Origin of the sequence: Variovorax sp. W1I1 (genome assembly GCF_030815625.1) — a bacterium.
In the GTDB taxonomy this organism is placed as follows: Bacteria; Pseudomonadota; Gammaproteobacteria; order Burkholderiales; family Burkholderiaceae_C; genus Variovorax; species Variovorax paradoxus_C.
The window spans coordinates 76389-87939 of sequence record NZ_JAUSWZ010000001.1 but is presented as its reverse complement, the minus strand read 5'-3'; the positions used below and the strand labels follow the sequence as shown (position 1 = coordinate 87939).

The window sequence follows — 11551 nt, the reverse complement described above, 5'->3', positions numbered from 1 at the left end:
TGCGTCAGCGCGCCAATGCCACCCAGCGCTGTACCGAGGGCCGCTGCCACTGCCGGGCCGCATAGGCGGCCAATCGCGCCGGCACCGCATCCCCGTTGAGCACGAGCCGGTTCAGCATCAGCGCAACGTCGGTATCGGCGATCGACCATTCGCCGAACAGGTGCTCAGCACTGGCCGGCAGCAGCGCCTCGACTGCATCGAAGAGCGACCGGGCCGACGCCTGCGCCGCCGCGGACAGCGGTGCGCCAACAGCGCCGTAGAAAACCACTTCGGTCGACCGTTCCTGCCGGATCGGCATCAGGTCGCTGCGCAGCCAAGCCTGCAGCTGCCTCGCGCGAGCCTTGCTGCGCACATCACTCGGATACAACGGCGTCCCCGGGAAAACCTCGTCGATGTACTCGGTGATGGCGGATGACTCCGACAGCGCGAAGTCGCCGTGCACCAACATCGGCACGCGCTGCGTGAGCGACAGCTGCGAGAAACCGGCATCCCGATTTTCCTGCGCCGCGAGGTCAAGGCGTTGCATCTCGAACGCGAGTCGCTTCTCGTGCAGCGCCACGAACACCGACATGGCATAGGGGCTGGCGAACTGAGCGTCCACATAGAGACGAAGTGGGTCCGGCATCGGAAAGAGCTCCTCGAGATTGAAACGACTGTATGGGAGCTCAGTCTCTCACGCAGTCTTCGCGCGCCTGCGGCGCCACAACACCCGCACCAGCCACGCGAGCGGCAGCCCCACCAGCAACAGCCACGGCAGCACAGCCGCCAGGAAGGTGATGAGCACGCCCACGCTTTCCGCCAGCACGGAGCCGGCTTCGCGCAGCGCCCGCACCATCGGGTTGTAGCTGCGCCCGCCCTGCACCAGCGTGCGGCTCGGCGTGAACTGGATCTGGATGTGCTGCTTGCTCGTCTGCTGCTCCAGCACCTTGCGCTGGGTGGCGATGGCGTCGAGCTCGGCCTGCGTATCCGACAGCGTGCGCTGGATCGCCAGCAGGTCGGCCATGGTGCGCTTGGTGACCGTGTCGCGCAGCATCAACCGCAGGCTGTCGCGGAACTCGATGCGGTTCTTGATGCGCGCCTCGACGTCGATCACCTCGGCCGTCTTGTCCTCGCTCGTGGTGTTCTGCGACACCACCTTGGCGACGCCCGCGAGGCCGCTGAGCAGCTTGTCGACGTCGGCCGGGGCCACGCGCATCTCGAGCATGGCGTTGCCGGGCTGCTGCGGCGTTTCGCGCAACAGGGAGGACGACAGCAGCTCGCACTGCAGCGTGCCGCAGAGGTCGCGCACCTTGCCCCAGGCGTCGGCGAGTTGCTCGGGCGGCACTTCGACGTTCAGGTCCTGGCGCACCGCGAGAAAGCGCTGCAGCGGCACCTCTTGCCCTTGGCTTGCATCGGCGGCGGCAGAGGCTTGCTCGACCTGGGGAGCGGCACGCGACCGCTCCTTCATCGCCATGCCGCCGGCAAAGCCAGTGGGGGCCGACATGGGCGCTGGCGGCGGCGCCGCGTCGAGCGAGGCGACCTCGTTGCGCTGGCAACCGGCGAGTGCAAGCGCGGCGGCCAGCGCGAGGGCGGCAAAGCCCGCGTTGCGGCGAGCGAGATGGGTCGAAGCGGAGAGCTTGCGATGCGTCATGAAAATCCCTTGAAGTGATGACTACCGCAGCTGATACGGACGAGCCTCCGCAACGGGGTTAAAGAACTTCGCGCAACGCCCGCGAAGCTGGTCAGGCCGCGGCGGCCATTCGCAGCAGCTCTTCGCCCTCGGCCACCTGCTCGCCGGGCGAGAACATCAGTTCTTCCACCGTACCGTCGGCCGGCGCCGCGATGGTGTGCTCCATCTTCATAGCTTCCATCACGGCCAGCGGCTGGCCGCGGCTGACCTTGTCGCCCGCCTTCACGGCGAAGGACACGACCTTGCCGGGCATCGGCGCGGTGAGCCGGCCGCCTTCGGCCTGCGTGTCGCCGGCGTGGGCGAGGCGGTCGATGGCGGTGATCTTCGTCGCACCCTTCGCAGCGAACACGTGGGCCGTTGCGCCATCGAGGTGCACGTCGAGCGTCTGGCGCGAGCCGCCGAACTCGACCTCGAACTCGCCCGTCGGGAACTGGCCGATGACCAGCGGCCCGGCCGTGCCGCCGGCTTCGAGCCAGAGGCCGCCGTCGCGCTTGTAGGTCAGCACGGCTGTCTGCTCCGCACCGCGGAACTCGAAGTCGAAGTGGCGGCGGTACTCGCCCAATGCGCGCCAGCCGTCGCGGCGGGCGAAGGGATCGGGCATCTTCGCGGGCCACTCGGTGATCAGCGTGCGCGTGATCGCGGCGGCGGCGGCCATCGGCAGGCCCAGTGCCTCGCGGTCGAACAGAACGGCGCGCTCGCGCTCGATCAGCGCGGTGTCGAGGTTGGCTTTCGAGAACGATTCGGTCGCGAGGATGCCGCGCAGGAACTGCACGTTCGTCGCCACGCCCACGATCTGCACCTGTGCGAGCGCTGCGTCGAGCCGGGCCAGCGCCTCGGCGCGCGTGCTGCCGTGCACGATCAGCTTGGCGATCATCGAGTCGTAGAAGGGCGAAATCTCACCGCCCTCGCGCACGCCGTCGTCGATGCGCACGCGGCTGCGCTGGAAGGCAGTCGCCTGGGGCTTTCGGTACACGCGCAGCGTGCCGGTGGCGGGCAGGAAGTTGTTGTCGGGGTTCTCGGCGCAGATGCGCGCTTCGATCGCGTGACCGTGGATCTGCAGGTCCGCCTGCTTGGCGGGCAGCGCCTCGCCGGAGGCCACGCGCAGTTGCCACTCCACGAGGTCGAGGCCGGTGATCGCTTCGGTCACGGGATGCTCCACCTGCAGCCGCGTGTTCATCTCCATGAAGAAGAAGTTCATCTCGCCGCCTTCACGCTGCTCGACGATGAACTCGACAGTGCCCGCGCCGACGTAGTTCACTGCACGCGCGGCAGCCACGGCCGCATCGCCCATCTCCTTGCGCATCGCTTCCGTCATGCCGGGCGCGGGCGCTTCTTCCAGCACCTTCTGGTGGCGACGCTGCACCGAGCAGTCGCGCTCGAACAGGTAGACGTAGTTGCCGTGCGTGTCGCCGAACACTTGGATCTCGATATGGCGCGGGCGCTGCACGTACTTCTCGATCAGCACCGCGTCGTCGCCGAAGCTGTTGATGGCTTCGCGCTTGCACGAGGCGAGCGCCGCTTCGAAATCCGCGGCCTTGTCCACCGCGCGCATGCCCTTGCCGCCGCCGCCCGCGCTCGCCTTGATGAGCACCGGGTAGCCGATGCGGTCGGCTTCGCGCTGCAGCAGCGCCGGGTCCTGGTCGTGGCCGTGGTAACCGGGCACCAGCGGCACGCCGGCCTTTTCCATCAGCTGCTTCGACTCGGCCTTCAGGCCCATCGCCTTGATCGCCGAGGGCGGCGGGCCGATGAAGACCAGCCCCGCGTCGGCGCAGGCTTGTGCGAACTCTTCGTTCTCGCTCAGGAAGCCGTAGCCGGGATGCACTGCTTCGGCGCCCGTGGCCTTGGCGGCCTCGAGGATTCGCTCCCAGCGCAGGTAGCTTTCCTTGGGGGCGCTGCCCCCGATGTGCACCGACTCGTCGCAGGCGCGCACGTGGTTGGCATGCGCGTCGGCATCGGAATACACGGCGACGGTGCGGATGGCCATGCGGCGTGCGGTTGCCGCGACGCGGCAGGCAATCTCGCCACGGTTGGCAATGAGGATCTTCTTAAACATTCGGAGTGTCTCCCGGAGGATTCTTTTTCAGTTGAAACGCAGGCACGACGCCCGGATCGGGTCGGCCGCTGAAGATGCGGGCCACGCGGCCGAACAGCGCGCGCAGAAAACGCCAGCTCTTGCGGATGAGCCACACGCTGAGCACCAGCACGAGGACGAACAGCACGAGAAAGACGAGCGGATGCGCGACAGCGAGCCACAGCCCGGCCGGCACCATCGTGTCTTCGACCAGCGAAGCGCCCACGTTGGAAAACGGCTCGGGCGAAGTGTTGATGGCCGCGCGCGTGGTGGCCTTGGCCGCATGCGCCGTGGCCGCGAAGCCGCCGCCGACCAGCGCGGCGACGATGGCCATCACGCCATGGTCCGCGCCGAACACGCTGGCCGCGAGCGCGGCGCCCGCGGGAATGCGGATCGCGGTGTGCACCACGTCCCAGAGCGAATCGAGGCCGGGGATCTTGTCGGCGAAGAATTCGATGAACACCATGAAGCCGCTGGCCGCCATCACCACTGGATGCGCCAGCAACTGAAGCCCGCTCGGCAGCGGCACCCAGCCGAAGTAGCCGACGATGCCCGTCAGCAGCACCACGAGGTACAGGCGCACGCCGCTGGCCCAGCCGATGGCTGCGGCCAGCGCGAGCAACTGGGGCATGTCGAGGCTGGTGTTCATGGCGCGTCTCTCTTCAGTCGAATTCGATCGTGCCGGCTTCCATGGAAGCCACGAGGTCGGCGAGCCACGCCTCGATGCTGGCGTGCTCTACCGGACGGTCTTCGTCGGCCTTCCAGAAGGCGATGAGCTGCCCGGCCCCTCCGCCGCCCTCGGCATCGATGTCAACGCACAGATGGCTGCCGCCGCCGTTCGACAAGAACGGTACCCAGCCACGCCGCCAGGTGCCGGGATCTTCGAAGTCGGTGCCGATCATGTCGTCCAGCATCTCCTTGGTGTCGGCGATGTCTTCGAGCGCGCTGAACATGCGGTTGTCCTGCAGGCTGTCAAAGCTGCTGTTCGGCTGGCCGTTGCGCCAGCGGTAGAGCGCACGAAAGGCGTCGGGCAGCTTCAGCGAGAACTTCGCGTCGAAGGCATCGAGGGCCGCATCGCTCACGCCGGGCTGGAGCACCGCGTGGTAGTCCGCGCGGTTCGCGGTCAGCCAGGCGTCCATGCGTTCGATGAGGGCGTCGTGGTGCGGCATGCGCTTCAGGCTTTCACGTCGAGCCACGACGGCTTGCGCTTCTGCAGGAAGGCCTGCACGCCCTCGCGGCCTTCGTCGCTCGCGCGGATGTCGGCAATGCCTTCGACGGTCTTGGCGATGAGCGCGTCGTCGATCTCGCGACCGGCCACGTCGGCGATCAGTTGCTTGCACGCGCGTACGGCGGCCGGGCTCGCGCCGGTCAGCGCCTTCAGGAGTTCATCGACCTTGGCATCCAGTGCATCGGCAGCCACCACTTCATGCACGAAGCCGATGCGGTGCGCCTCGGCGGCGGTGAAACGCTCGGCCGTGAGGAAGTAGCGCTGCGATGCGCGCGTGCCCATCGCACGCAGCACATACGGGCTGATGGTGGCAGGCACGAGGCCGATCTTGACTTCGCTGAGGCAATACCACGCGGTGTCCACGCTCACGGCCATGTCGCAGGCCGCGACGAGGCCCATGCCGCCCGCATACACATCGCCCTGCACGCGCGCGATGGTGGGCTTGGGGCACTCGGCGATGGTGCGCAGCATGTCGGCCAGCTTGCCCGCGTCGGCGATGTTCTCGTCGCGCGTGAAGTCGGCCATGCGGCGCATCCAGTTGAGGTCCGCGCCCGCGCAGAAGGCCGGACCGTTCGCGCCGAGCACGATGGCTTTCACCTGCGGCGCGGCGCCGGCTTCGGTGAAGGCCTGCGTCAACTCGGCGATGACGACATCGTCGAAGGCGTTGCGGGCGTCGGGCTGGTCGAGCCAGATGCGGGCGATGGCGCCGTCGATCCGGAGATCGAGTTTTTCAAAATTGCTCATGGGGTGCGTGCGTCCTGCTGGACTCTGGAGAGTTGGTTGACACGACCGATGCGCTGGTGCGGATCGGATTGCCACACGACGCGATCGTCCACGGCGTAGAGCCAGCAGGTCTTTCCTTCGCGTTCGCAGGTGTTGAGGACATCGGCCATCGCCGCGCTGCCGGAGGCGAATGCCGCGCTGCCATCGGCCGAAATCGCAAAGGCGCGCGGCAGGGGCAAGGCGAGGAACCCGAGGTATCGGCTCCTGCTCCTCTCGCTCACCGGCACGAGGGAGGGATCGTTGACGTCGGCGAAGTGGCTGTCGGTCGGCAACTTGTAGAGGCTGGTGACGGGGCCTGCGGCCGCTGCCTTCCGTTCGACCGCCGCGGCCTGCGGCTTCTGATAGACCACGGCGTAGTCGACCGCGTAAACGGTGCACTCGCCCTGGTGGCGCTCGGTGCAATATTCCATCGCCCGCTGCGTCGGGTCCGAAGGTCGGTTGATGTCGCGCGGCACCAGGCCGTCGGCCCAGTGGACCCAGGAACTGTCGCCGACCCGCCGAATGACGAGAGCCCGTGGCGCCTTCATCTGCAGGAATTTCTGATACGCCGCACGGCCTTCCGCGTTCAAGCCTGGAACGGCATCGATATCGTCGACCCCGACACTTGATATCGCCGCTGCGCCGGCATCGCCCCCTGCCACGCCTCGCAGATGCACTTCGGCGCTGCCGGTGCCCGCATGGCATTCATAGGCATTGGGTGTCGACAGCACGGCACCCTCGTAAAAACTCTCGACCTGCGTCACCGTGTGCACGCCGCGCGCCCGCGCCGCCTGGGCCAGCGCCACCAGCGTATTGCGCATCGCCTCGCGGCAGGTCTCTTCGTCGCTGCGGATCACCGGTCGACCATCGCCATAGCGCTGCGTGCTGGAGTATGGCCGCGCATAGCTTTCGGCCTTGAGCGTTTGCGCCTGCGACACCTGGGGCTGCGGCGTGGTCGCGAAACGAAGCTGTACGTCGTTGCCGATGGCCTCGCGCGTGGCGGGCTGCTGCATCACCGGATAGATGGGCAGCACCAGCCGCGTGTCGCGTGCGAATGCGGGCACGGCCAATGCCGACAGGCAGGCAGAAAGCACAAGAAAGCTGACGCTCGACTGACTCGCACCGAAGGATTTCGAGACCATGGGATTACTTCCTGTTCGAAGCCGGCGAAGGCCAACTTACATGCGGAAGATACCGAACTTCGGCTCTGGAATGGGCGCATTGCGCGAGGCGGCCAGGCCCAATGCCAGCACTCGGCGCGTGTCGGCAGGATCGATGATTCCGTCGTCCCACAAGCGCGCCGTCGCGTAGTACGGATGGCCCTGGTCTTCGTACTGCTGGCGGATCGGCGCCTTGAAGGCTTCTTCCTCGTCCTTGCTCCAGCTGCCGCCCTTCAATTCGATGCCGTCGCGCTTCACCGTCGCCAGCACGCTCGCGGCCTGCTCGCCGCCCATCACGCTGATGCGTGCGTTGGGCCACATCCAGAGAAAGCGCGGGCTGTACGCGCGGCCGCACATGCCGTAGTTGCCGGCGCCGAAGCTGCCGCCGATGATGATCGTGAACTTCGGTACGTTGGCGGTGGCCACGGCCGTCACCATCTTGGCGCCGTGGCGCGCGATGCCTTCGTTCTCGTACTTGCGCCCGACCATGAAGCCGGTGATGTTCTGCAAAAACACCAGCGGGATCTTGCGGTGGCAGCACAGCTCGATGAAGTGCGCGCCCTTCTGCGCCGACTCGCTGAACAGGATGCCGTTGTTGGCGATGATGCCGACGGGCATGCCTTCGATCTCCGCGAAGCCGCAGACCAGCGTGGCACCGAAGCGCGCCTTGAACTCGTGGAACTCGCTGCCGTCGACGATGCGCGCAATGATCTCGCGCACGTCGAAGGGCTTGCGCGTGTCGGTGGGGATCACGCCGTAGAGCTCTTCGCGCGGGAACGCGGGCGCGTTCACTGCCGGATGTGCGTCCGGCTGCGGCGCTGCAGCCTTCGCATTGAGATTCGCCACCGCCGAACGCGCGAGTGCCAGCGCATGCAGGTCGTTCTGCGCGAGGTGATCGACCACGCCCGACAGTCGCGTGTGCACGTCGCCGCCACCGAGATCTTCGGCCGTGACGACCTCACCTGTCGCAGCCTTCACGAGCGGCGGGCCGCCCAGGAAAATCGTGCCCTGGTTCTTCACGATGATCGATTCATCGCTCATCGCCGGCACGTACGCGCCGCCCGCCGTGCACGAGCCCATGACCACCGCGATCTGCGGAATGCCCTGGGCGCTCATGTTGGCTTGGTTGTAGAAGATGCGGCCGAAGTGATCGCGGTCGGGGAACACCTCGTCCTGGTTCGGCAGGTTGGCGCCGCCCGAGTCCACGAGGTAGATGCAGGGCAGGCGGTTCTGCTCGGCGATTTCCTGCGCGCGCAGGTGCTTCTTCACCGTCATCGGGTAGTAGGTGCCGCCCTTCACCGTCGCGTCGTTGCAGACGATCATGCAATCGACGCCGTTCACGCGGCCGATGCCCGCGATGATGCCGGCGCCGGGTGCCGATTCGGCCCCCTTAGCATCGAGGTACATCGCATGCGCAGCGAGCGGCGCGATTTCGAGAAACGGCGTGCCCGGGTCGAGCAGCTCGGCCACGCGGGCGCGCGGCAGCAGCTTGCCCCGGCCCGTGTGCTTGGCACGCGCGGCTTCGCCGCCGCCCTGCTCCACTTTGGCGAACTGCGCGTGCAGGTCATCGACCAGCGCACGCATCGCCGCGGCATTGGCCTGGAAGTCAGCCGAACGTGCGTTGAGTTTGGTTTCGAGTTTGCTCATGCTGTCTTTTCTTGCGTGAGACCGAGCTGCTCGGTCATGGCATCGCGGATCTTGAATTTCTGGATCTTGCCGGTCACCGTCATCGGAAACTCGGTGACGAACTGGATGTACTTGGGCACCTTGTAGTGCGCGATCTGGCCCTTGCAGAAGTCGCGGATCTCGGTGTCGGTCGCGGTCTGGCCGGGCTTGACGATGATCCAGGCGCACAGCTCTTCGCCGTACTTCTTGTCGGGCAGGCCCACCACCTGCACGTCCTGCACCTTCGGGTGGCGATAAAGGAATTCCTCGATCTCGCGCGGGTAGATGTTCTCGCCGCCGCGGATCACCAGGTCCTTGATGCGGCCGACGATGTTGACGTAGCCCTCGGCGTCCATCGTGGCGAGGTCGCCGGTGTGCATCCAGTGCTCGGCGTCGATGGCCTCGCGCGTCTTCGGCTCGTCTTCCCAGTAGCCATGCATCACCGAGTAGCCGCGGGTGCAGAGCTCGCCCGATTTGCCCACGGGCATGACGGCGCCGGTCTCAGGGTCGATGATCTTCACTTCGAGGTGCGGCTGCACCGTGCCGACGGTGGACACACGCTTGTCCAGCGGCGTGTCGGTGCTGCTCTGGCAGCTCACCGGGCTGGTCTCGGTCATGCCGTAGGCGATGGTGATTTCGCCCAGGTGCATCTCGTTCACCACGCGCTTCATCACCTCGATCGGGCATGGCGAGCCGGCCATGATGCCGGTGCGCAGCGTGGAGAGATCGAACTCCTTGAAGCGCGGGTGGTCGAGCTCGGCGATGAACATCGTGGGCACGCCATGCAGGCCGGTGCATTTCTCGGCCTGCACGGTCTCCAGCACGGTGAGCGGATCGAAACCGTCGTTCGGATACACGATGGCCGAGCCGTGCGTGAGGCACGCGAGGTTGCCCAGGACCATGCCGAAGCAGTGGTAGAGCGGCACCGGGATGCAGAGCTTGTCGACCGGCGAGAGCTTCATGCACTCGCCGATGAAGAAGCCGTTGTTCAGGATGTTGCGGTGCGTGAGCGTCGCGCCCTTGGGAAAGCCCGTGGTGCCGCTGGTGAACTGGATGTTGATCGGATCGGTGGCCTTCAGCGTCTTCTGGATTTGCGCCACGCGCGGGTCGGATGCGTCGCCGCTCGCGAGCAGTTGGCTGAAGCGCTGCATGCCGGGCTCTTCCACATCGGCAGCGGCCTTGCCGTCGATCCAGAAGGTGTGCTGCAGCTGCGGCAGGCGCTTGGTGCCCAGCTCGCGCAGCATGCCGAGGTAGTCGCTGGTCTTGAACTGCGCCATCGTCACCAGCACCTTGCAGCCGACCTTGTTGAGCGCGTACTCGAGCTCGGAGGTGCGATACGCCGGGTTGATGTTAACGAGAACGAGGCCGACCTTGGCGGTGGCGATCTGCATCAGCACCCAGGGCGCGTTGTTGTGCGACCAGATGCCGACACGGTCGCCCGGCACGAGGCCCAGGTTCAGCAACGCACTCGCGAGCTTGTTCGATTCGGTCTGCAGTTCGCGATAGGTGAAGCGCTTGCCTTCGTGGCGGCTGATGAGGGCTTCGCGATCGGGTTGCTTCTCGACCATGTCGTCGAAGAAGTCGCCGATGGTTTGCTCGATCAGCGGGACATCGGTGGCGCCCTTCCCGTAGCTCTCGGTCAACGCAGCAGTCATGCTCATGTTCCTTGTCTCCTTGTCTTGCGCCTTCCCCTTCCGGGGGAAGGTTGGGATGGGGGCAAGCGGCGTTTGTTCGGCGCTGTGCTTCATCGATTGCCGCTAGCCCCCACCCCTGCCCTCCCCCCGGAAAGGGAGGGAGAAAAACAGCTTAGGCCGTTTCAGCGAACAACTCGCGACCGATCAGCATCCGGCGAATTTCGCTCGTGCCCGCGCCGATCTCATACAGCTTGGCATCGCGCCACAGCCGCTCGACCGGAAAGTCCTTCGTGTAGCCCACGCCGCCCAGCGCCTGGATCGCCTCACCGGCCATCCACGTCGCCTTCTCGGCCGAATAGAGGATCGCGCCGGCCGCGTCCTTGCGGAAGGTGCGCGCATGGTCGTTGCGGTCGCAGGCCTTGCCCACGGCATACACGTAGGCGCGCGTGGCCTGCCATGTCGAATACATGTCCGCTAGCTTGCCCTGCATCAGCTGGAACTCGCCGATGCTCTGGCCGAATTGCTTCCGCTCGTGGATGAAGGGCAGCACCGCGTCCATGCACGCGGCCATGATGCCCAGCGGGCCGCCCGAGAGCACGGCGCGTTCGTAGTCGAGGCCGCTCATCAGCACCTTCGCGCCGAGGCCTTCGCCGCCGAGCACGTTTTCTTCGGGCACTTCGCAGTTGTCGAAGAACAGCGGGTAGGTGTTGGAGCCGCGCATGCCGAGCTTGTCGAGCTTGGTGCCGGCCGAGAAGCCCTTGAAGTTCTTCTCGACGATGAAGGCCGTCATGCCGCGCGCGCCCATCTCGGGTTCGGTCTTGGCGTAGATGACCAGCGTGTCGGCGTCGCCGCCGTTGGTGATCCACATCTTGCCGCCGTTGAGCACGTAGTAGCCGTTCTTCTTCTCGGCCTTGAGCTTCATGCTCACCACGTCGGAGCCGGCGTTGGGCTCGCTCATGGCCAGCGCGCCGACATGCTCGCCGCTCACCAGCTTGGGCAGGTACTTCTTCTTCTGCGCATCGCTGCCGTTGCGGTGGATCTGGTTCACGCACAGGTTGGAGTGCGCGCCATACGACAGGCCCACCGAGGCCGAGGCGCGCGAGACTTCTTCCATGGCCACGATGTGCGCCAGGTAGCCCAGCTCGGTGCCGCCGAACTCTTCCTTCACCGTCATGCCGTGCAGGCCGAGCTCGCCGAGCTTTTGCCAGAGGTCGTGCGGGAACAGGTTGTCGCGGTCGATGTCGGCGGCGCGGGGGGCAATTTCGTTGGCGGCGAAGTCCTGGATGGCGCCGCGCAGCGAGTCGATGTCCTCGCCCAGGTCGAAGTTCAGGCCGGGATCGTGCATGTGTCTTGTCTCCTCTG

Annotated in this window: 10 protein-coding genes; all 10 read right to left on the bottom strand. The window is 66.3% G+C overall.

Going from position 1 to position 11551, the window contains the following annotated elements:
* Positions 1 to 4 precede the first annotated feature (4 nt).
* Positions 5 to 625 (bottom strand): glutathione transferase, encoded by a 621-nt coding sequence (gene yfcF / locus QFZ83_RS00395; protein ID WP_307501334.1) that lies wholly within the window; start codon positions 623 to 625, stop codon positions 5 to 7.
* A gap of 48 nt (positions 626 to 673) precedes the next feature.
* Positions 674 to 1630 (bottom strand): DUF4349 domain-containing protein, encoded by a 957-nt coding sequence (locus tag QFZ83_RS00390; RefSeq protein ID WP_307501331.1) that lies wholly within the window; start codon positions 1628 to 1630, stop codon positions 674 to 676.
* Between the two features lie 91 nt (positions 1631 to 1721).
* Complete coding sequence (locus QFZ83_RS00385; RefSeq protein ID WP_306881433.1) at positions 1722 to 3722, bottom strand: acetyl/propionyl/methylcrotonyl-CoA carboxylase subunit alpha; 2001 nt, start codon at positions 3720 to 3722, stop codon at positions 1722 to 1724.
* Positions 3715 to 4389 (bottom strand): DUF4126 domain-containing protein, encoded by a 675-nt coding sequence (locus QFZ83_RS00380; protein WP_307501328.1) that lies wholly within the window; start codon positions 4387 to 4389, stop codon positions 3715 to 3717. The genes QFZ83_RS00385 and QFZ83_RS00380 overlap by 8 nt, the downstream gene beginning before the upstream one ends.
* A gap of 13 nt (positions 4390 to 4402) precedes the next feature.
* On the bottom strand, positions 4403 to 4936 hold the full coding sequence (locus tag QFZ83_RS00375) for an SMI1/KNR4 family protein (RefSeq protein WP_307501325.1): 534 nt from the start codon (positions 4934 to 4936) through the stop codon (positions 4403 to 4405).
* Entirely contained in the window at positions 4915 to 5712 is a 798-nt protein-coding gene (locus QFZ83_RS00370) for an enoyl-CoA hydratase/isomerase family protein (RefSeq protein WP_307501323.1), read from the bottom strand. The genes QFZ83_RS00375 and QFZ83_RS00370 overlap by 22 nt, the downstream gene beginning before the upstream one ends.
* Positions 5709 to 6872: a hypothetical protein gene (locus QFZ83_RS00365; RefSeq protein WP_307501320.1), complete on the bottom strand. Its 1164-nt coding sequence runs from the start codon at positions 6870 to 6872 to the stop codon at positions 5709 to 5711. The genes QFZ83_RS00370 and QFZ83_RS00365 overlap by 4 nt, the downstream gene beginning before the upstream one ends.
* 36 nt (positions 6873 to 6908) lie before the next feature.
* Complete coding sequence (locus tag QFZ83_RS00360) at positions 6909 to 8537, bottom strand: carboxyl transferase domain-containing protein (protein WP_307501318.1); 1629 nt, start codon at positions 8535 to 8537, stop codon at positions 6909 to 6911.
* A complete protein-coding gene (locus QFZ83_RS00355; RefSeq protein ID WP_307501316.1) occupies positions 8534 to 10216 on the bottom strand; it encodes an AMP-binding protein in 1683 nt (560 codons plus the stop codon). The genes QFZ83_RS00360 and QFZ83_RS00355 overlap by 4 nt, the downstream gene beginning before the upstream one ends.
* A 145-nt stretch (positions 10217 to 10361) precedes the next feature.
* Entirely contained in the window at positions 10362 to 11534 is a 1173-nt protein-coding gene (locus QFZ83_RS00350) for an isovaleryl-CoA dehydrogenase (protein WP_307501314.1), read from the bottom strand.
* Between the last annotated feature and the right edge of the window lie 17 nt (positions 11535 to 11551).